The organism is Klebsiella michiganensis (genome assembly GCA_000963575.1).
GTDB classification, from domain to species: domain Bacteria; phylum Pseudomonadota; class Gammaproteobacteria; order Enterobacterales; family Enterobacteriaceae; genus Cedecea; species Cedecea michiganensis_A.
Genome location: CP011077.1, coordinates 4,735,673 through 4,757,712, shown reverse-complemented (window position 1 = coordinate 4,757,712; position 22,040 = coordinate 4,735,673). Strand labels below are relative to the sequence as shown.

The following is a 22,040-nucleotide window of genomic DNA, read 5'->3' as shown; positions in this document are numbered from 1 at the left end:
GCTGGCGCTGATATTAACGCCAATATGTTATCCATATCACGTAGAAATGTTTTTATTTCGTTACCAAAGCGGACGAACACTTGCTATCATGAGCGATATCGAACATTTTTGAGCTTTAACGAAAGTGCGTGAGGGCAACATGGAAACCAAAGATCTGATTGTTATTGGCGGTGGAATCAACGGCGCCGGTATTGCGGCGGATGCCGCTGGCCGCGGGTTATCCGTGTTGATGCTGGAGGGGCAGGATCTGGCCTGTGCTACCTCTTCCGCCAGCTCTAAGCTGATTCACGGCGGCCTGCGCTACCTGGAACATTATGAATTTCGCCTGGTGAGTGAGGCGCTGGCTGAACGTGAAGTGCTGTTGAAAATGGCACCGCACATTGCTTTCCCGATGCGTTTTCGTTTGCCGCACCGGCCGCACCTTCGCCCGGCATGGATGATTCGAACTGGCTTGTTTATGTACGATCATCTGGGGAAACGCACCAGTTTGCCGGCCTCTACCGGTTTGCGTTTTGGCGCAGACTCAGTGCTGAAGCCTGAGATCGTGCGCGGTTTCGAATATTCTGACTGCTGGGTGGATGATGCTCGCCTGGTGCTGGCCAACGCCCAAATGGTGACCCGCAAGGGCGGAGAAGTGAAAACCCGCACTCGCGCCACTAAAGCCACGCGTGAAAACGGGCTGTGGATCGTCGAAGCACAGGATATTGATACCGGCGAAACCTTTACCTGGCGCGCGAAAGGCCTGGTGAACGCCACCGGCCCGTGGGTGAAAACCTTCTTTGACGAAGGGCTGCACCTGCCGTCGCCTTACGGTATCCGCCTGATCAAAGGTAGCCACATTGTGGTGCCTCGCGTACATACCCAGAAGCAGGCCTACATTCTGCAAAACGAAGATAAGCGTATTGTGTTCGTGATCCCGTGGATGGATGAGTTCTCCATCATCGGTACCACAGACGTGGAATACCACGGCGACCCGAAAGCGGTGCAGATCGACGACAAAGAAGTCAGCTATCTGCTGAACGTTTACAACGCACATTTCAAAAAGACGCTGACCAAAGACGATATCGTCTGGACCTATTCAGGTGTGCGTCCGCTGTGTGACGACGAGTCTGACTCTCCGCAGGCAGTGACCCGCGATTACACCCTGGATATTCATGACGAAAATGGCCAGGCACCTCTGCTGTCGGTCTTCGGCGGTAAGCTGACGACCTACCGTAAGCTGGCCGAACATGCGCTGGATAAGCTGGAGCGTTACTACCCGAACATCGGCCCGGCATGGACCAAAGAGTGTCGTCTGCCCGGCGGTGATATCGGTGGCGATCGCGATGATTATGCGGCCAAACTGCGCCGTCGTTACGGTTTCCTGACCGAAAGTCTTGCCCGCCACCTGGCGCGTACCTACGGCAGCAACAGCGAGCTGGTGCTGGGGGAGGCCAAAAGCCTGAGCGATCTAGGGGAAGATTTTGGCCATGAGTTCTATGAAGCCGAGCTTCGCTACCTGGTTGAGCATGAGTGGGTCAGATGCGCGGAAGATGCGCTGTGGCGCCGCACCAAGCTGGGCATGTGGCTGGATGAAGAGCAGCAGGCGCGGGTGGCGCAGTGGCTGGTAAAGCAGGCGGCTAAAGCGGGATTGTCGCTGGCTTCTTAAATTACCTTGAACGCATTTGTTGATATAGGTTTGCCGGCTTGATTTATCCTCACCCTCTCCCTTCCTGGGAGAGGGAAGAAACCATATTCCCCATCGGCCGTTCCTCCCTCGCCCCCTGTGGGGAGAGGGTGCCTGGGCAGCTAAACCCCATACCCCATCATCTTCAGTAATTTCTGCGCATGCTGTACCGCGTCCTGACGGTGCGCCACGCCCAGTTTCTGGTAAAGATTGCGGATATGCGTTTTGATGGTGGTGGCGGCGACGTCCAGCTCACCAGCGATCTGCTCATTGCTGTAGCCGGAATAAATCAGCCCCAACACCTGCCATTCTCGCTGCGTCAGCGGGCTGGTGCGGATAAGCTCCGGCACTTCCGGATGATTGAGCAGACGGTTCACAAAGCTTTCGTCAAAGTGCGCAAACTTATGGCGATGATGCTGGTTTATCTCACGCAGGATGCGCTGAGCTCGGTGCTGATCCAGCTCCGGCAGCGTATTGAGCTGGATAAGCTGGCGCAGCTGCTGCGCCATCGCTTCCCCTTCAATCACAAAGTGGCTGATAAACCCGGTGCGGTTTGCCAGCGCCAGGGCTTCCAGCAACACGCGCTGCGCGTCACTTTTTCTCCCCGCCTGCCAGTAAAGCTGGTTGAGCAGCAGCAGGTTGCGGTTAAGGTCGCTCATCAGACGCAGGCTGCGGGCGTTTTCGTTTAGCTCTTCCAGCACCATTTCCGCCGGCTCGTACTCGCCCAGCAGGATTTGTACGCGGGCGATGTTACGCCACTGGCTTTGCAGGAAGTGGTTATTGGCAAATTCAGGCTTCGGCGTCTGGCGTAGCCAGTTGGCCGCCGACTTTTTATCGCCAATCATTTGCCAGTAGATCACCCGCACCTTGTCGGCGTTGGAGACCCAGTCACTGTGCCAGGGACCGTTCCCAAGCAAATTTTCAAGGCGGTTAAGGTGATTACGAGCATTATCCAGGTCACCGCGCGCCAGAGAGCATTGCACCAGCAGCGCCAGACACTGTAACTGTTGCTGCGGCTGGAAGCTGGAAAGCACCTCCATCCCGCTGCGGGCTGCCGCTTCGGCTTCATCCAGCCGGGCCCATGCCCAAAGCAGCTGCGCGCGGATACGCTGTAAAAACTCATGCAGCGGCAGCTGTTCAAGGTGCTGTTCGCGGATAAGCACAAAGGCTTTTTCCTGGGTTTCCCAGGCGGCCTGTAAGAAGCCCTGGGCGAGCAGAATTTCGCTTTGCTGAATCAGGCTCCACAGCGCGTAGTGCCAGACATCGTGGCGGCGGGCCATTTGCTCTGTCTGCTGCATAACGGAAAGCGACTTTGTCAGGTCGCCTTTGCAGTGCAGCACTTCGCCGTGCACCGAAGTGGCTACGATGCGGCTATAAAAATTGGCCAACGGCAGCATTTCCAGCGCCACCATTGCCAGGCGCTCGGCTTCCGCGGGATCGCCTGCGTTGATGGCAACCTGGGCTCTCAGGGCATTAAATTCACCGTGCAGCGTGTCGTCGATAACTAAATTCATTTCCTGCTCGGCGCGCGCGAGCAGAGTGTTCACTTCGCCGTAGCGGTGCTGGCTTTGCATCAGCCAGGCCTGCAGCAGCACAAGTTTAGGGTTTTCCAGCAGGCTTTCCCACGGCAGCGCCTTCAGCGACTCTTCCAGCAGCGTTAGCTCGCTGTGATTAAACAGTGCCCATGCGTGGCCGAGCAGAATGTCGCGCAGCATATTGGCGTCCCCTGCAGCCAGCGCGTGGTGAATGGCCTCGCTTGGGAAGCCTTGCGCCATCCAGCTTTCAGCGGCCGCCCGATGAATATCCGGCAGCTCTGCGGCCAGTTCCCACTGGCAGCGCTGACGAAGGAAGCTGCCAAAAAGTGGGTGGAAGCAGAACCATTCGCCGGAATCATCCATGCGCTGCAGGAACAAGCCCTGGCGTTCGACCTCTTCCAGGCGCATCTGGCCGTTTTCTTCGCCTGTCACCTGGCTTATCAGCGTGTCATTCATTGAGCGCAGAATGGAACTTCGCAGCAGGAAGTTGCGGGTGTCGGCGTCAACGTTATTCAGGACTTCATCCACCAAATAATCTGAAAGATGGCTGGCGTTAATGCCGGACAGGCGGCGCGCAGAATGCTGAGCGGGCGTATTGCTCTGACGTGCGGATAAGGCAATCAACTGTAGCGCAGTGACCCAGCCCGCAACGTCATCGCACAGGCGACTGCTGTCCGCATGCTCAATCGGCGTTGCCAGGCGGTTATCGAAGAATTGCTTGGCTTCCTGATGCGTAAAGGCGAGCTGCTGACTACCGATTTCCAGCAGCTGATCGCGTACGCGAAGGTTGGCAATACCAAGCTGCGGTAAGTTACGCGACAGAATCACCAGCGTCAGGTTTTCCGGCTGGTGGCGAATGAAAAAGCGCATGGCTTCGTGGATCACCGGGTTGGCGATCAGGTGGTAATCATCAATGACCAGATATAGCGGTTTATCCCATCCCGCCAGCTCAATGAAAAGTTGGGAAAAGAGCGAAGACAGGCTGGCATATTGCCGCTTTTGCGCCATGATTTCGCTACTGACACAGTGGCCGCCGGTAGCGTGCTGCACGGCAGCTATCAGGTAACTGGCAAAGCGCTCCTGCTGGTTATCCCCTTCGTCAAGGGAGTACCAGCCCAGCTCTTTTCGCCCGGCCGCCCACTGCGAGACCAGGGTAGTTTTACCATAACCGGCAGGGCTGGCGATCAGCGCTAAGCGATAGTTGGCGGCAGTCGAAAGCTTCACCAACAGGCGGTCGCGAACCACAGTGTTTTCCAGCCGAACAGGACGACTTAATTTGGATGGGATTAACATAGTTGATCACTTCACTGTGTATAAATTTCCCCGACGTATTCCGCGCCGCAAGGCGGTCTTACCGCACTGCAGAAGAAATCATGGAGGGAAATGTTCAAGGATGCGATTTTTTTTACGCTTCGTAATTAATGCTTACGGATAAAGTCGGCCAGAATGTCCTTTATTGCAAGGTTGTTGAACTTTCTGTGCTCGGTAAGTTGCACCCTGTCACAGTTCCATTTTTTCATGAATACGATTGTTCACTCCTTGCTCCGGCGCGACTGAAACCTGTTACATCGTCTCGCAGAGTGGCAGAGATCACATTTTTCGCTCATCCTCGCTACTCCTCCCCGCCTAATCCGCGCCGGGATGAGGAAGTCCTCAAGGCTGCCCGGCACACTAACGGGTAATGATTTTCGAACATTACAGGACCGATTTCCTATGTCACAGCCGATCTTCAGTAAAGAACAGTTCCAGTCCGCTCTGACGCGCCAGTGGCAGCGTTACGGCCTTCATGATGCCAGCGAAATGACCCAGCACCAGTGGTGGCAGGCAGTCAGCGGCGCCCTGGCTGAGCTATTAGCGGCTCGGCCGGCGGTAAAACCCGAGACCAAACAGCGCCACGTAAATTACATCTCAATGGAGTTTCTGATTGGTCGCCTGACGGGGAATAACCTGCTTAACCTGGGCTGGTTCACTGAGGTGAGCGATGTGCTGCGGGGCTATCAGATTAACCTCACCGATTTACTGGAAGAAGAGACAGACCCGGCATTAGGCAACGGCGGGTTGGGTAGACTCGCGGCCTGTTTCCTGGACTCAATGGCCACGGTCGGACAATCGGCTATCGGCTATGGCCTGAACTATCAGTACGGCCTGTTCCGCCAGTCCTTTAAGGACGGCAAGCAGATGGAAGCCCCGGACGACTGGCAGCGCGGGAGCTACCCTTGGTTCCAACACAACAGTGCTCTGGATGTGCAGGTGGGCATTGGTGGAAAAGTGGTGAAGAGTGGCAAGCATTCGCGCTGGGAACCGGCCTTTGTTTTCCATGGCGAAGCATGGGACTTACCGGTGCTGGGCTACCGAAACGGCGTGGCGCAGCCGCTGCGCCTGTGGCAGGCAAAGCACGCCCATCCGTTTGATCTAACGAAATTTAATGATGGCGAATTCCTTAAGGCCGAGCAGCAGGGCATTGACGCTGAAAAGCTTACCAAGGTGCTCTACCCGAATGATAATCACCTGAACGGCAAAAAGCTGCGCCTGATGCAGCAGTATTTCCAGTGCGCCTGTTCGGTGGCTGACATTCTGCGCCGCCATCATTTGGCAGGCCGCAAACTTGCAGAACTGCCGGATTACGAAGTCATTCAACTGAACGATACCCACCCAACCATTGCGATCCCTGAGCTGCTTCGCGTGCTGATTGACGAGCATCAGCTGAGCTGGGACGACGCATGGGCTATCACCAGCCGGACGTTCGCCTACACTAACCATACCCTGATGCCTGAAGCTCTGGAGTGCTGGGACGAGAAACTGGTGAAAGCGCTGCTGCCGCGCCATATGCAAATCATCACTGAGATCAACAAGCGTTTTAAGCTGCTGGTCGATAAAACCTGGCCCGGTGACGACACCGTCTGGGCGAAGCTTGCCGTGGTACATAGCAAACAGGTACGTATGGCAAACCTGTGCGTGGTGGGAGGCTTTGCGGTGAACGGCGTTGCTGCGCTGCACTCTGAGCTGGTAGTTAAAGATCTGTTCCCGGAATACCACCAGCTGTGGCCGAACAAATTCCATAACGTCACGAACGGTATTACGCCGCGCCGCTGGATCAAACAGTGCAACCCGGCGCTTGCCGCGTTGTTCGACAAGACGCTGAAGCAAGAGTGGGCGAACAACCTCGACGTGCTGGAAGGGCTGGAAAAGCACGCCGGGAACGCCAAATTCCGCCAGACCTGGCGCGAGATAAAATACCAGAACAAGGTGAAGCTGGCGGCCTTTGTGAAAGCTCGCACCGGGATTGTGATTAGCCCGGATGCGCTGTTCGATGTGCAAATCAAACGTCTGCACGAATACAAACGTCAGCACCTGAACCTGCTGCATATCCTGGCGCAGTACAAAGAGATCCGCGAGAACCCGAAAGCAGACCGCGTGCCGCGCGTTTACCTGTTTGGCGCGAAAGCAGCACCGGGTTATTACCTGGCCAAAAATATTATCTTTGCGATCAACAAGGTGGCCGAGGCGATCAACAACGATCCGCTGGTAGGCGACAAACTGAAGGTCGTGTTCCTGCCGGATTACTGCGTATCTGCGGCGGAGATAATGATCCCGGCGGCAGATATTTCTGAACAGATTTCGACCGCGGGTAAAGAAGCGTCCGGCACCGGTAACATGAAGCTGGCGCTGAACGGCGCGCTGACGGTGGGAACGCTGGACGGTGCCAACGTCGAAATCGCAGAGAAGGTGGGTGAAGAGAATATCTTTATTTTCGGCCACACCGTTGAGCAGGTTAAGGCCCTGAAAGCCAAAGGCTACGATCCGGTGAAATGGCGCAAAAAAGATAAAGTGCTGGATGCCATTCTCAAAGAGCTGGAACAGGGCAAATACAGCGCAGGAGATAAACACGCCTTTGACCAGATGCTGCACAGCATCGGCAAAGAGGGCGGCGATCCTTATCTGCTGATGGCGGACTTTACCGCCTATGCCGAAGCGCAGAAGCTTGCCGACACGCTTTATCTCGACCAGGAAGCCTGGACGCGCGCGGCGATTTTGAACAGCGCCCGCTGTGGCATGTTCAGCTCCGATCGCTCGATCCGCGATTACCAGCAACGTATTTGGCAGGCAAAACGCTAAGGGAACGGCATGGAGAGTAAACGTCTTGATAGCGCCGCTCTGGCGGCGGGGATCGGCCCGAACTACATCAACGCCCACGGCAAACCGCAGGCTATTCCTGCGGAGACAAAACAGCGTCTGCTCGAGGCCATGAACCGCACCGCCGTGCCAAAGGAGTCGGCTGATCCTGTACCTGCGGTTCTGGTTTTCACCGCCGGGCAGCGGATGCAGTTGACGCTTGATGGTGAGGGTGAATTTAGCTGGGTGCTGACGACTGAAGCAGGCGATACCCACCACGGGCAAGTCTCCGGCGGCAAGAAATTATCGCTGCCGACGAAGTTACCGGAGGGCTATCACTCGCTGGTGGTAAGCCGGCAAAAGCAGAGCTGGACGAGCCGGATTATCATCGCCCCACCGCGTTGCTATGAGCCGGACGCCTTACTGCAGGGTAAAAAACTGTGGGGCGCGTGTGTACAGCTTTACACGCTGCGCTCGGAGGCTAACTGGGGCATTGGCGACTTTGGCGACCTGAAGCGGATGCTGGGGGATGTGGCGAAGCGGGGCGGGGCGTTTATCGGCCTCAACCCGATTCATTCGCTCTATCCGGCTAACCCGGAAAGCGCCAGCCCGTACAGCCCTTCGTCACGCCGCTGGTTGAATGTCATCTATATCGATGTCAACGCGGTGGAAGATTTCCAAAACAGCAAAGCGGCGCAGGCGTGGTGGAAAAAATCTACCGTGCAGAAACAGCTTCAGAACGCGAGAGATGCCGAGTGGGTGGATTATTCCGCCGTTACGGCTCTTAAAGTTGCGGGGCTGCGTTTAGCCTGGCAGCAGTTCTCACTGCGTAAAGTCAGCGATGAACAGGTTGTCGCCTTTGACCGGTTCGTTGCGGAGGGCGGGGAGGGGCTGTTCTACCAGGCCGCCTATGATGCGCTTCATGCCAGCCAGGTTGACGAAGATCCTATGCGCTGGGGCTGGCCGGTATGGCCGGAAGGCTATCGCGACGCCCATAGCCCGGAAGTGAAGCAGTTCTGCGAGCAACACCGCGAGGAGGTTAACTTCTGGCTTTGGCTGCAGTATCTCGCCTGGCGTCAGTTTAAGGCCTGCTGGGATGCCAGCCAGCATGACGGTATGCCGATTGGCCTTTATCGCGACCTGGCGGTGGGGGTGGCGGAGGGCGGATCCGAGACCTGGTGTGACCGTGAGCTTTATTGCCTGAAAGCCTCCGTTGGCGCGCCGCCGGATATTCTCGGCCCATTAGGCCAAAACTGGGGGCTGCCGCCGATGGATCCCCACGTCATGGTCGCTCGCGGCTATCAGCCGTTTATTGAGCTACTGCGTGCGAATATGACCCACTGCGGCGCCCTGCGTATCGACCATGTTATGTCGATGCTGCGGCTGTGGTGGATCCCTTATGGCGAGACGGCGGATAAGGGTGCCTATGTGCAGTACCCGGTGGACGATCTGCTTTCGATTCTGGCTCTGGAAAGCCAGCGTCACCGCTGCATGGTGATTGGTGAGGATCTGGGCACAGTGCCGGTTGAAATTGTCGGCAAGCTTCGCGACAGCGGCGTTTACTCTTACAAAGTGCTGTACTTCGAGCACGACGGTGAGAAGCAATTCAGGGCCCCGGCCACATGGCCAACGCAGTCGATGGCGGTCGCCACAACGCACGACCTGCCCACGCTGCGCGGTTACTGGAACAGCGGCGATTTAACGCTGGGCAAAGCGCTGGGACTTTATCCTGACGAAGAGGTGCTGGCGGGGCTGTATGAAGACCGTGAGAGGGCTAAACAGGGATTGCTGGACGGGCTGCATAAGTATGGCTGCTTGCCGAAGCGGGCGGGGCATAAGGCAGCGTTAATGACGATGACCGACACGCTCAACCGTGGAATGCAGCGTTATATCGCCGACAGCCATAGCGCGCTGCTCGGGCTGCAGCCGGAGGACTGGCTGGATATGGCCGAGCCGGTGAATATTCCGGGCACCAGCGATCAGTATAAAAACTGGCGCCGGAAGCTAACGCACTCGCTGGAAGCGATGTTTGCTGACGAACGCGTGAACAAGCTGCTGAAGGATTTGGATAAGCGGCGTAAGAAGATGTGATGTGACGACCCTCTCCCTAACCCTCTCCCTGGAAGGGAGAGGGAACAGAACGGTGAAATCCGCGAGATATCTTTCCTCCCTCTCCCCTTGGGGAGAGGGCCGGGGTGAGGGGGTTATCTAATTAGTAGTAAGAGTGCTCACCGCGCTGGTGCTCGGTCAGGTCACGCACGCCTTTCAGCTCAGGGAACTCAGCCAGAAGCTGTTTCTCGATCCCTTCTTTCAGCGTCACATCCACCATAGAACAACCGTTACAGCCGCCGCCAAACTGTAGGACGGCGAAGCCTTCGTCGGTAATTTCCATCAGCGTGACGCGACCACCGTGGCCCGCCAGCTGTGGGTTAACGGTTGCCTGCAGCATATACTCAACGCGCTCCATCAGCGGTGCGTCGTCAGAAACCTTGCGCATTTTTGCGTTAGGGGCTTTCAGCGTCAGCTGGGAGCCCAACTGGTCGGTGACGAAGTCGATTTCGGCATCTTCCAGATAAGGTGCGCTCAGCTCATCAACATAAGCCGTTAACTGCTCGAACGGCAGCGCCGTGTCGGTCGCTTCAACCGCATCCGGCGGACAATAAGACACACCACACTCCGCATTCGGGGTGCCAGGATTGATTACGAATACGCGGATTTGCGTCCCTTCTTCCTGATTTGCCAGCAGCTTGGCAAAGTGGGATTGTGCAGCATCGGAAATACGGATCATAACGATTGCTCAATAGTTGACTATTTTAGTCGGTTATAATACGCCCATCGTCGAGGGTCTACAAGGTTCGACACAGGCACCATACCTGGACAGTCGCCGCGCCCTGCCTTTTCAGCAATCGCGCTATCTCCGCAACAGTACTACCCGTCGTCACGACATCATCCACAATCGCCATATGGCGACCCGCGACAGGAATTTCAACCCTAAAGATGCCTTTCAAATTCCTCTTTCGCTCCTTTGCCGTCAGCGTGTGCTGGGCCGGAGAGGAACGTATGCGTTTGATTGCAGGGGATAATACTCCCGACCCAGCCAGCGAGATAGCGGAGTAGCAATTAGTGCGCTTTGGTTATAGCCGCGCCGCCACGCACGGGTGTGGTGCAGCGGCACACTCAAAATAGCATCGGGCAAATGAAGCTTTCCCTCTCGCCTGGTCGCCTGGATACGCAGCAGCAAAAGGCGGGCCAGGGCCGGGGCGAGTGAAGGTGTACCGGTAAATTTCAGGTGATGAATCAGCGTGCTTAGCGGCGGCAGGTAGTCTGTCACATAGGCGATGGCGTCCCACTCAGGCATTCGCTGCAGGCAGCGCCCGCAGGGTAAATGACCGCTCAAAGCCGGTAAACCACACTGCAAACAGCAGGCCAGGGGCCGAAGCAATGAGGCGGTGCAGCATGAGCAAATGCCCCATGCAGGGCAGGCAAGCGGTAACTGGCATAGCCAACAGCGGCCAGGGATTGCTAGCATAGCGTTCTCCTTGCTGATGAAAATGAGAACGGTAACTGATGAGTGAGCTGTGGTGGCAAACAAAAGGTGAAGGAAAGAACGATCTTGTGCTGCTGCACGGATGGGGGCTGAATGCGGAAGTCTGGCACAACATAGAATCAGAACTCGGCTCGCAATTTCGGCTTCATCTGGTCGACCTGCCGGGGTATGGCCGGAGTAAGGGGTTTGGTGCACTGACGCTGGAGCAAATGGCCGACATTGTGCTGGCGAAAGCTCCCGAGCGCGCCCTCTGGCTTGGCTGGAGCCTCGGCGGGCTGGTGGCAAGTCAGATAGCGCTCGCCTGGCCTGAGCGTGTTAAGGCGCTGGTGACGGTGGCTTCCTCACCCTGTTTTACCGCCACAGAAAACTGGCCGGGCATTAAACCGGACGTGCTGGCCGGGTTCCAGCAGCAGCTAAGCGAAGACTTTCAGCGTACCGTAGAGCGCTTTCTGGCGCTGCAAACCATGGGGACGGAAACGGCGCGGCAGGATGCTCGCCTGCTGAAATCCGTTGTGCTGGAGCAACCGATGCCGGACGTTGCCGTGCTTAATGGAGGGCTTGAGATCCTGAGAACCGCCGATCTGCGCACGAGTCTTGCGGCATCTGCAGTACCACATTTACGTCTGTATGGCCGACTGGATGGCCTGGTGCCACGCAAAGTGGTTCCCCTGTTGGACGCCCTGTGGCCGCAGTCCAGCTCGGTTATCTTCGACAAGGCCGCCCACGCGCCGTTTATCTCTCATCCGGCTGAATTCTGCAAGGCTCTGCTGGCGTGGGAGCAACAACTTCGTTAGCGGACGGGCAGTAAAAAGGCGGGATAGCCCGCCTTTCGTCTTAACTTAACGCAGTGCCCACAGCTCTCGGGAACAGCGTTTTCCTTCCGGGCAACTTTTGCAGCTTCCCGTCAGGCAGCTGCTCGGGTCTTCGCTGATGCGTATGGCTTTGCCCATGGCTTCCATGCGGTCAAGCATGGCGTCGACCAGCGGCAGAGGCGTGGCAAGCTGCTGGCTGATCTGCTTCGCTTCGAGGCGGCCCTGGAGCGCCAGGGCGTTACGGATATCAATCAGGCTTGCCATCATCGCTCCTAGTGGCAGTCGCCGGCGCTGCTCTGGCAGCAGGACGACGGCGTTTTTCTGGTGGCCAGCAGCGATACATCCACGCGGCTTCTTGCCCGGCGCAGGCCGCCCAGCAGCAGTACGTTGAACAACACCACCGCCAGAATGCAGACCAGGCTGAACTGAGGATGCTCGCTAAAGGTGACGCTTTGGTAGTAAAGCGTAGAGAGCGAATAGGCGATGTTCAGCCCCCAAAGCACGGAAAATGTCATCCAGCCCCGGCTCGATTCACGGGCGATGGCCCCCATCACCGAGATGCACGGAATATAGAGAAGAACGAAAATCAGATAGCTGTAGGCGGCGGCTTCGCTGCCGAATTTTGTGCTCATCACGCCCATAGGCCCTGAGGACATTTCTCCGTCGCCTTTGCTGGCCTCAATGGGGTTCGCCAGGACACTCAGGCTGAAGGTGTTTTTTAGCCCCTGCCAGGTTTCATCGGCGGCATCGCCCAGCTCACCAAGCAGGTTGAAGCTGGCGGCATCAAACTCTTCGTTATGGATATCTTCGGCGGTATAGAGGGTATTCAGCGTGCCGACGACCACTTCTTTGGCCATCGCGCCGGTAAATAGCCCGACTGTGGCCTGCCAGTTGTCGTCGTGGACGCCAATCGGCTTAAGCAGAGGGGTTAACACGCGGCTGACGGAGGCAAGGGCGGAATCGTTAATACTATCTACCGGCTTGCCGCTAAAGGAGAAGCTGTTCAGGGCGCCGATGAAAATACTGACGATCACGATGACCTTACCGGCGCGAAGCACAAAGCCTTTCAGACGCTGCCAGGTTTGCAGGATCAGGCTCTTAAGGTGAGGGACGTGATAAACCGGCAGCTCCATTACGAACGGCGAGGCTTCGCCGCGCATGATAGTGTGCTTCAGCATCAAACCGGTAAGAATAGCCATCACGATGCCGAGAATATAAAGCGAGAACACCACCAGCGCGCCCTGCTGGCCGAAGAATGCGGCGGCAAACACCGCGAAAATCGCCAGGCGTGCGCCGCAGGACATAAATGGCGCCATCATGATGGTCATCAGCCTTTCTCGCGGGGCATCAAGGGTTCGGGCGCCCATGACCGAAGGCACGTTGCAGCCGAAGCCGACAATCAGCGGTACGAATGATTTACCGGGCAGCCCCAGCGACTGCATCAGGCGATCCATCACAAAGGCCGCGCGAGCCATATAGCCTGAGTCTTCCAGGAACGACAGGAACAGGTACATCATGCCGATTTGCGGCACCAGCGGCAGCACGGTGTTGATCCCGCCGCCGATGCCCTGAGCCAGGAAAATCGTCAGCCATTCCGGGAAGTGCAGCGTATAACCGAGCCACTGGATGCCGTGAATGAATATCGCCACCGAACCGCCATCAAAAATAGGCTGCAGCGCGCCGCCAATGTTAATCGCCAACAGGAACATCAGGTACATCACCAGCATGAAGATCGGCAGGCCGAGATAACGATTGAGGATGATTTTATCCATCGCTACTGTCAGTCGGTTTGGCTCGGCCGTCAGGCTATTGCTGACCGCGTCGCAAATGGAAGCGATGCTTTGATAACGGGCATCTGCAATCAGCAGGGCGGGGTCGTCAACGGCCTCCGCCAGGCGAGTGCGGGCCGCGTCAAGTTTATCTGTGGCATTGCCGGCATAAGCGAGGCTGTAGATATCTCCTTCCAGCATCTGCAGCGCCAGCCAATTACGCTGTGTCACCGGCATTTCCGGCGGCATATCCTCGGCCAGGTTTTTTGCCTCTTGCAGTAAAACCTGCGGGTAGTGCACCAGCTCGTTTTTCTCGGTGGGCTGCTTGCGGTCAATGGCGAGCTTCAGGCTTTCAATACCGCGTCCACGAGTAGACACCAGCGGCACGACAGGGCAGCCAAGGCGGGCGGCCAGCGCGTCGATGTCAATGCGGATGGCCTGCTTCTCAGCGATGTCCAGCATGTTCAGAGCCACTACGCACGGGATGCCCAGCTCAAGCAGCTGTAGCGTCAGATAGAGGTTACGCTCAAGGTTAGAAGCATCCACGACGTTGATTAACAAATCGGCATCGCCGCTCAGGATGTAGTGACAGGCGATTTGCTCATCAAGCGAAGTTTGCGACGAAATGGTGGTGAGTGAGTAGGTGCCGGGTAAATCAACCAGCGTCACCTGGTGCTCAAGAGTGGAAAACTGACCTTCTTTGCGTTCTACGGTGACGCCTGCCCAGTTCCCCACGCGTTGACGAGCACCCGTCAGCTGATTAAATAACGTGGTTTTACCCGAGTTAGGGTTGCCGATTAAACCTATGGTTAAGTTTTTCATTTTATTCGTGAACTTCGTTGAATGTGCAAAAAGCGCGGGCGCACCCCACCGTTACGCAACGGCTTCGATATTTACCAGCGCGAGATCTTTCTTGCGCAGCACCAGGCTTACGCGGCGTGTTTCGATATGAATAGGATCGCCCAGAGGCGCCACGCGGACGACGTTGAATGAGGAACCTGGCAACATGCCGAGAGACAATAATTTTTGGCGGTAAGCCGGACTGATTTCACTGGCGAAGCCGGTAATTTTCCACGCGCTATTCGGTATGAATTGCATAAGACCTACTTAGAGCTGGGCTCTGCATTGACGCTGACTGAATGATCGTTTTATTTACGGACTCTGCGCGTAATAAAACGAATTAAGCGTTCGGAAGAAGAGAAGAAATATTGTTCAATGCAATGATAATGAGAATGGTTACTGTCGGCAATATTTATTTTTCTTAGTGAATTTAACCAAAATACTTATTTTTCCGGCCGCTTTAGCGGAGGTAATATTAGAGATTTAAAGAGTGTGTATTCTTAATTTAATGAAAAATATAGAAATTGTTTTCACTGAGTGAGCAGGGAATGTTATTTCGCTATTGCTGATGTTACAGGGGTGATAATTTCTGGTTTCACGAAGGGGTAAATATTGAAAATTGATTTAGATCAAGAGTAAGCTATTTTTCTTCTTTTATGGGCCGTTTAAGAAATAAAGCCTCTCCCCGAAGGGAGAGGTCAAACAATTAACGCTTTTTGCCCATTGCGGCTGCCAGTGCATCCATCATCGCGCTGTTCCCACCGCCGGCGTTCTCGCGCCCGCGCGGTTTTTGCTGCGCGGCTGGCCTGCCTTTTTGCTCGCGTGGTGCATTGCTGCCATTTCCACGGCGGCTGCCACCTTCGCCAGGCTGCTCGTCAAGACGCATGGTTAAGGCGATGCGTTTCCGCTGCAGGTCAACTTCCAGGACTTTGACCTTCACGATATCGCCGGCTTTCACCACTTTGTGAGGGTCGTCGATGAACTTGTCCGACAGGGACGAGATGTGTACCAGGCCATCCTGATGCACGCCGATATCGACAAATGCGCCAAAGTTAGTGACGTTGGTTACCGCGCCTTCCAGTACCATGCCCGGCGTCAGGTCGTTCATGGTTTCAACACCTTCGGCAAACTGCGCAGTTTTAAACTCAGGACGTGGATCGCGGCCCGGTTTTTCCAGCTCTTTGATAATGTCCGTCACGGTAGGGACGCCGAAACGCTCATCGGTAAACTGGCTGGCTTTCAGATCGCGCAGTTCGCTGCTGTTGCCCATCAGATCCTGCAGCGCTTGCTGAGTGGCGGCCAGAATACGCTCGACCACCGGATAAGCTTCCGGGTGAACGGTAGAGGCATCCAGCGGGTTATCGCCGTGGTTAATACGCAGGAAGCCCGCGCACTGCTCAAAAGCTTTTGGCCCCAGGCGGCTAACTTTCAGCAACTGCTGGCGGTTCTGGAAGCGGCCATTTTCGTCACGCCAGGTGACGATGTTTTGTGCCATCATGCGGGTCAGGCCTGCCACTCGGGTGAGCAGCGGCACTGAAGCCGTGTTCAGATCCACGCCAACGGCGTTCACGCAGTCTTCGACTACCGCATCCAGTTTTTTCGCCAGCTGAGTCTGGCTGACATCGTGCTGATACTGGCCCACGCCGATAGATTTCGGATCGATTTTCACCAGCTCCGCCAGCGGGTCCTGTAGACGGCGGGCAATGGAGACCGCGCCACGGATGGAAACATCCAAATCCGGGAATTCCAGCGCTGCCAGCTCAGATGCAGAGTAAACGGAAGCGCCCGCCTCGCTGACGATAACTTTCTGGGCGGTGACTTTCGGGAACTGTTTTTGCACATCCAGGAAGAAGCGCTCGGTTTCACGGGATGCTGTACCGTTGCCGATGGCGACCAGCTCGACGTTGTGTTTCTCACAAAGGGCAGCGACGGCCACGGCGGCTTTTGCTGCCTGGCCGGTATGCGGGTAAATGGTATCGGTGGCAACCAGCTTGCCGGTGGCGTCCACCACCGCGACTTTTACGCCGGTACGCAGGCCTGGATCGAGGCCCATAGTGGCGCGCAGGCCAGCCGGGGCCGCCATCAGCAGATCGTGAAGGTTGCGGGCGAAAACGTTAATAGCTTCGTCTTCGGCGCGTTCACGCACGGTGCCCATCAGTTCGGTTTCAAGGTGCATTAACACCTTAATGCGCCAGGTCCAGCTCACCACGGCCTTGCGCCAGCTATCGGCAGGGGCATTGTTCAGCCGCAAATCCAGGTGATTCATGATCAACTGTTCGCAGTAGCTCTCACGCGGCGGCTCATCAAACTGCGGATCGGCATTCAGCGACAGCTGTAAAATACCTTCGTTGCGCCCGCGGAACATCGCCAGCGCACGGTGGGAAGGGACGGTGGCAATGGCTTCGTGGTGAGTGAAGTAGTCGCGGAATTTCGCGCCCTCTTCCTCTTTGCCACTCACAACGGCAGAAACCAGATGCGCATTTTTCCACAAATAGTCGCGAACTTTCGCCAGCAGCACGGCATCTTCGGCGAAGCGCTCCATCAGGATATAGCGCGCCCCATCCAGCGCGGCTTTGGTGTCGGCGACGCCTTTGTCGGCATCCACAAAGCGGGCGGCTTCCTGCTCCGGATCGTGGGAGGGCTCGTTCCAGAGCAAATCCGCCAGCGGCTCAAGGCCGGCTTCGATGGCGATTTGCCCGCGGGTACGGCGCTTGGGTTTATACGGCAGGTAAAGGTCTTCGAGTTCGGTTTTGCTCAGCGTGCCGTTGATGGCACCGGCAAGCTCGTCGCTCAGTTTACCCTGCTCTGAAATAGACTTGAGGATGGCCTGACGGCGCTCTTCCAGTTCGCGCAGGTAGCTAAGACGAGTCTCCAGTTGACGCAGTTGCGTGTCATCCAGACCGCCGGTGACTTCCTTACGATAACGTGCAATAAACGGCACGGTATTCCCTTCATCCAGCAGGCGAACGGCAGCTTCTACCTGTTCGTTTCTGGCCTGAAGCTCACCCGCAATAATGCGGCAAAGCGAATCATTCATCATGGCTTTTCATCTGTGTAGTACGGAAAATTCAGCAAACAGTTATACGGATCGGGGCATGAAAATGCCAGCCGCCGACCCCGCGATATTGGGTTTCAGACAGTTCTGTGCGCATTACTCGGGTTTAGGGTACTCAATTTCATTGACGTACCACTGCGCTTCTCCCGCCGGCGTTTGCACCACGGCTAAATCGCCCACTTCTTTTTTAAGCAGCGCTCGTGCCATTGGCGAATCAATAGAAATGTAATCCTTACGGCCAAAGATCTCGTCGTAGCCGACGATGCGAAAACGCAGCAGATCGCCGTCGTCGTTTTCGATTTCGACCCACGCGCCGAAGAAGACTTTGCCTTCCTGCTGCGGCGAGTAATCGACGATTTTCAGCCGCTCAAGAGATTTGGTGATGTAGCGAACCCGGCGGTCAATTTCACGCAGGCGCTTTTTGTTGTACTGATAGTCGGCGTTTTCGCTGCGATCGCCGAGGCTGGCGGCCCAGGTTACTTTCCTGGTCACTTCAGGGCGTTCTTCACGCCACAGATAATCCAGCTCTTTTTTGAGCTTTTCATAGCCTTCACGGGTGATTAACGGCGTTTTCATTTTTCTGCCCTACAGCCTGTAAAATCAGAGTGTGATTTAAACCGATGCTCAATAAGGAATGCAACCGGCGCATTTTGGGAAGCAAGTCACCAAATTTTGATTTAAAACGTTGATAACCGACTGTTTAATATGCTTTGTAACAATTTCGACTAGAATGTATACCAGAATTGACTGGTTGTATTAGCGCAGTTTTTTAAGAATACACACTCAACTGTTCGAGCCTTTGGGAGTACAAACGATGCAAGAGAACTATAAAATTCTGGTGGTCGATGACGACATGCGTCTGCGCGCGCTGTTAGAGCGTTATCTCACCGAGCAGGGCTTCCAGGTTCGCAGCGTCGCTAACGCCGAACAAATGGATCGCCTGCTGACCCGTGAATCCTTCCACCTGATGGTGCTGGATCTCATGCTGCCGGGCGAGGATGGTCTTTCTATTTGCCGTCGTCTGCGTAGCCAGAGTAACCCTATGCCGATCATCATGGTGACCGCGAAGGGCGAAGAGGTTGACCGTATCGTCGGCCTGGAAATTGGCGCGGATGACTATATTCCTAAGCCGTTTAACCCGCGTGAACTGCTGGCCCGTATTCGTGCGGTCCTGCGTCGCCAGGCTAACGAACTGCCGGGTGCGCCTTCCCAGGAAGAAGCGGTTATCGCTTTCGGTAAGTTCAAGCTGAACCTCGGGACTCGCGAAATGTTCCGCGAAGACGAGCCAATGCCGTTAACCAGCGGCGAGTTTGCCGTGCTGAAAGCTCTGGTAAGCCACCCGCGCGAGCCGCTTTCCCGCGATAAACTGATGAACCTGGCCCGTGGCCGCGAATACTCCGCGATGGAGCGTTCCATTGACGTTCAAATCTCCCGCCTGCGCCGCATGGTGGAAGAGGACCCGGCGCATCCGCGTTATATCCAGACCGTTTGGGGTCTTGGCTACGTCTTTGTCCCGGACGGCGCTAAGGCATGAGGCGAGTTCGCTTCTCACCCAGAAGCTCGTTTGCCCGTACGCTGTTGCTGATCGTCACCTTGCTGTTCGTCAGCCTGGTGACGACCTATCTTGTCGTTCTGAACTTCGCGATTTTGCCGAGCCTGCAGCAGTTCAATAAGGTGCTGGCGTACGAAGTCAGAATGCTAATGACCGACAAACTGCAGCTTGAAGACGGCACCCAGCTTGTGGTGCCGCCTGCGTTTCGTCGTGAGATTTACCGCGAGCTGGGCATTTCGCTTTACTCCAACGAGGCGGCAGAAGACGCTGGTCTGCGCTGGGCGCAGCACTACGAGTTTCTGAGCCAACAAATGGCGCAGCAGCTTGGCGGCCCGACCGAAGTGCGCGTTGAGGTGAACAAAAGCTCCCCGGTTGTCTGGCTGAAAACCTGGCTGTCGCCGAATATCTGGGTCCGCGTTCCGCTGACTGAAATTCATCAGGGTGATTTCTCCCCGCTGTTCCGCTATACGCTGGCGATAATGCTGTTGGCGATAGGCGGCGCATGGCTGTTTATTCGAATACAAAACCGACCGCTGGTCGACCTGGAGCACGCCGCGCTGCAGGTCGGTAAAGGTATTATTCCTCCGCCATTGCGCGAATATGGCGCTTCGGAAGTGCGATCGGTGACGCGGGCGTTTAACCATATGGCCGCGGGCGTGAAACAGCTGGCCGACGACCGCACTCTGCTGATGGCGGGGGTCAGTCATGACCTGCGTACGCCGCTGACGCGTATTCGCCTTGCGACCGAAATGATGGGGCAGGAGGATGGCTATCTGGCCGAGTCGATTAACAAAGATATCGAAGAGTGTAATGCGATTATCGAACAGTTTATCGACTACCTGCGCACCGGGCAGGAGATGCCGCTGGAGATGGCGGATCTCAATAGCGTACTCGGTGAGGTTATTGCGGCAGAAAGCGGCTACGAGCGCGAGATTGACACCGATCTGCAGGCCGGTGAAATCCGCCTGAATATCCACCCGCTGTCTATCAAGCGAGCGGTGGCCAATATGGTGGTGAACGCGGCGCGCTACGGTAATGGCTGGATCAAAGTCAGCAGCGGCTGCGAGCTAAACCGCGCCTGGTTCCAGGTGGAAGATGACGGCCCGGGCATTGAGCCTGACCAGCTTCAGCATCTGTTCCAGCCGTTTGTCCGCGGCGACAGCGCCCGAAGTACCAGCGGTACCGGGCTGGGCTTGGCCATCGTGCAGCGCATCATCGACAACCATAACGGGATGTTGGATCTCGGGAAAAGCGAGCGGGGAGGGCTGCGTATCAGGGCTTATCTCCCGCTGCCGATAACCCGGGTGGTGGCTCATCGAGAAAGCTGAGTTATCGTTAGCCCCATAAAAAACGCCCCTTGAAGGGGCGTTTTTTTGTCTGAGCTTTATGGACTACAGCTTCGGACCGGCTTCGACCAGGGCCGCACCAGCAGGGGTGTCGGTGTACTTCTCGAAGTTTTCGACAAACAGCTTCGCCAGTTGCTCTGCTTTTTCCTGCCACTGCTCCGCAGACCCGTAGGTATTGCGTGGGTCCAGAATTTGGGTGTCAACGCCCGCGAGCGAGGTTGGAATGGCGAGGTTAAACATCGGCAGCGTAAAGGTTTCTGCGTCGTCCAGCGAGCCGTCGAGAATGGCATCGATGATCGCGCGGGTGTCTTTAATCGAGATGCGTTTGCCGGTGCCGTTCCAGCCGGTATTCACCAGGTACGCCTGCGCGCCGGATGCCTGCATGCGTTTCACCAGCACTTCAGCATACTGCGTTGGGTGCAGCGACAGGAACGCCGCGCCGAAGCAGGCGGAGAAGGTTGGCGTCGGCTCAGTCACGCCGCGCTCGGTGCCGGCCAGTTTGGCGGTAAAACCAGACAGGAAGTGGTACTGAGTCTGGTTTGCAGTCAGGCGGGAAACCGGCGGCAGCACGCCGAAGGCGTCCGCGGTCAGGAAGATAACTTTGGTGGCGTGGCCCGCTTTCGACACTGGCTTAACAATGTTGTCGATGTGGTAAATCGGGTAGGAAACGCGGGTGTTTTCCGTTTTGGATGCATCGTCGAAGTCGATTGTGCCGTCGGCACGGACAGTGACGTTCTCCAGCAGCGCATCCCGGCGAATAGCGTGGTAGATATCCGGCTCGGCTTCTTCCGACAGGCGAATGGTTTTGGCGTAGCAGCCACCTTCAAAGTTAAACACCCCGTCGTCGTCCCAGCCGTGCTCATCGTCGCCAATCAGGCGTCGTTTCGGGTCGGTGGAGAGCGTCGTTTTACCGGTGCCGGACAGGCCGAAGAACACCGCCACATCCCCTTTCTCACCGACGTTTGCCGAGCAATGCATGGAAGCGATGCCTTTCAGCGGCAGCAGGTAGTTCATGATAGAGAACATACCCTTCTTCATTTCACCGCCGTACCAGGTGCCACCGATAAGCTGCATGCGCTCAGTCAGGTTAAATGCCACGAAGTTTTCGGAGTTCAGGCCCTGTTCTTTCCAGTCTGGATTGGTACATTTAGCCCCATTCATCACCACAAAATCGGGCTCAAACGTCTGCAGCTCTTCGTCCGTAGGGCGAATGAACATGTTTTTTACGAAGTGGGCCTGCCAGGCAACCTCGGTGATAAAACGCACCGACAGGCGGGTATCGGCGTTAGCACCGCAGAATGCGTCGATGATAAACAGGCGCTTGCCTGATAGCTGATGGGTGACGAGCCCTTTAAGCTGGTGCCAGGTCTCTTCGGAAAGCGGTTTGTTATCGTTTTTGCCTTTACCGTTGTCTGCCCACCATAATGTGTCGCGGGTGGTGTCATCGCGGACGATGTATTTATCTTTTGGAGAGCGGCCGGTGAAGATCCCGGTATCTACGGAAACGGCGCCTAAGTTAGTGACCACACCGCGCTCAAAACCCTGCAGGTTAGGGTCGAGCTCTTCGCGATAAAGGGTGTCGTAATCGGGGTTATAGACGACTTCGCTGACGTCATGAATGCCATAAGCCTTGAGATCTTGCGGGGTTATGCCTTTAACTCGCATTTCACTGCTCCTTAGCCAATTTATACTGCCGAATATTGTAGGGTTGTTTAGGGGGTGTTAACCGCGACCACTATCATAAATTTACGCGCCTGCTTAAATTTAACAGGGGAAATGCACAGGGGATGCCGCAGCGGGGGCAG

14 protein-coding genes are annotated in these 22,040 nt (G+C 56.1%); 6 read left to right on the top strand and 8 right to left on the bottom strand.

Annotation, left to right across the window (positions count from 1 at the left end; translation table 11 throughout):
• Positions 1 to 139: 139 nt before the first annotated feature.
• Positions 140 to 1,648 (top strand): glycerol-3-phosphate dehydrogenase, encoded by a 1,509-nt coding sequence (gene glpD / locus VW41_22135; GenBank protein AJZ91527.1) that lies wholly within the window; start codon positions 140 to 142, stop codon positions 1,646 to 1,648.
• A 140-nt stretch (positions 1,649 to 1,788) separates the two neighbouring features.
• Here glpD and VW41_22130 read toward each other — a convergent pair whose 3' ends face one another.
• Positions 1,789 to 4,494 carry a transcriptional regulator MalT gene (locus VW41_22130; protein ID AJZ91526.1) on the bottom strand — a complete coding sequence of 902 codons (2,706 nt, stop codon included), beginning with the start codon at positions 4,492 to 4,494 and terminating at the stop codon, positions 1,789 to 1,791.
• Between the two features lie 420 nt (positions 4,495 to 4,914).
• Between VW41_22130 and VW41_22125 the strand changes: the two genes are divergently transcribed.
• Both VW41_22125 and malQ read left to right on the top strand, forming a co-directional pair.
• Positions 4,915 to 7,317 (top strand): maltose phosphorylase, encoded by a 2,403-nt coding sequence (locus VW41_22125; GenBank protein AJZ91525.1) that lies wholly within the window; start codon positions 4,915 to 4,917, stop codon positions 7,315 to 7,317.
• A gap of 9 nt (positions 7,318 to 7,326) precedes the next feature.
• Positions 7,327 to 9,405: a 4-alpha-glucanotransferase gene (gene malQ, locus VW41_22120; GenBank protein AJZ91524.1), complete on the top strand. Its 2,079-nt coding sequence runs from the start codon at positions 7,327 to 7,329 to the stop codon at positions 9,403 to 9,405.
• A gap of 121 nt (positions 9,406 to 9,526) precedes the next feature.
• Here malQ and VW41_22115 read toward each other — a convergent pair whose 3' ends face one another.
• Positions 9,527 to 10,102 (bottom strand): Fe/S biogenesis protein NfuA, encoded by a 576-nt coding sequence (locus tag VW41_22115; GenBank protein AJZ91523.1) that lies wholly within the window; start codon positions 10,100 to 10,102, stop codon positions 9,527 to 9,529.
• 779 nt (positions 10,103 to 10,881) lie between these two features.
• On the opposite strand from VW41_22115, the gene VW41_22110 reads away from it, so the two are divergent.
• Positions 10,882 to 11,655 (top strand): carboxylesterase, encoded by a 774-nt coding sequence (locus VW41_22110; GenBank protein AJZ91522.1) that lies wholly within the window; start codon positions 10,882 to 10,884, stop codon positions 11,653 to 11,655.
• Positions 11,656 to 11,700: 45 nt separating this feature from the next.
• Here VW41_22110 and VW41_22105 read toward each other — a convergent pair whose 3' ends face one another.
• From VW41_22105 to greB, 5 genes are all read right to left on the bottom strand, one after another.
• Positions 11,701 to 11,937, bottom strand: coding sequence for a ferrous iron transporter C (locus VW41_22105; protein AJZ91521.1), 237 nt, complete (start codon positions 11,935 to 11,937; stop codon positions 11,701 to 11,703).
• 8 nt (positions 11,938 to 11,945) lie between these two features.
• Positions 11,946 to 14,264: a ferrous iron transporter B gene (gene feoB, locus VW41_22100; GenBank protein ID AJZ91520.1), complete on the bottom strand. Its 2,319-nt coding sequence runs from the start codon at positions 14,262 to 14,264 to the stop codon at positions 11,946 to 11,948.
• A 51-nt stretch (positions 14,265 to 14,315) separates the two neighbouring features.
• Complete coding sequence (gene feoA, locus VW41_22095; GenBank protein AJZ91519.1) at positions 14,316 to 14,540, bottom strand: ferrous iron transporter A; 225 nt, start codon at positions 14,538 to 14,540, stop codon at positions 14,316 to 14,318.
• A gap of 448 nt (positions 14,541 to 14,988) precedes the next feature.
• Positions 14,989 to 17,322 (bottom strand): transcription accessory protein, encoded by a 2,334-nt coding sequence (locus tag VW41_22090; GenBank protein ID AJZ91518.1) that lies wholly within the window; start codon positions 17,320 to 17,322, stop codon positions 14,989 to 14,991.
• 111 nt (positions 17,323 to 17,433) lie between these two features.
• The gene (greB, locus tag VW41_22085; GenBank protein ID AJZ91517.1) at positions 17,434 to 17,913 is read right to left on the bottom strand and encodes a transcription elongation factor GreB; all 480 of its coding nucleotides are present in this window, start codon (positions 17,911 to 17,913) and stop codon (positions 17,434 to 17,436) included.
• Between the two features lie 238 nt (positions 17,914 to 18,151).
• On the opposite strand from greB, the gene ompR reads away from it, so the two are divergent.
• Both ompR and envZ read left to right on the top strand, forming a co-directional pair.
• Entirely contained in the window at positions 18,152 to 18,871 is a 720-nt protein-coding gene (ompR, locus tag VW41_22080; GenBank protein ID AJZ91516.1) for an osmolarity response regulator, read from the top strand.
• On the top strand, positions 18,868 to 20,217 hold the full coding sequence (envZ, locus tag VW41_22075) for an osmolarity sensor protein (protein ID AJZ91515.1): 1,350 nt from the start codon (positions 18,868 to 18,870) through the stop codon (positions 20,215 to 20,217). The genes ompR and envZ overlap by 4 nt, the downstream gene beginning before the upstream one ends.
• A 63-nt stretch (positions 20,218 to 20,280) precedes the next feature.
• Here the strand turns inward: envZ and VW41_22070 are convergent, their stop codons facing one another.
• Positions 20,281 to 21,900, bottom strand: coding sequence for a phosphoenolpyruvate carboxykinase (locus VW41_22070; protein ID AJZ91514.1), 1,620 nt, complete (start codon positions 21,898 to 21,900; stop codon positions 20,281 to 20,283).
• Positions 21,901 to 22,040 lie beyond the last annotated feature (140 nt).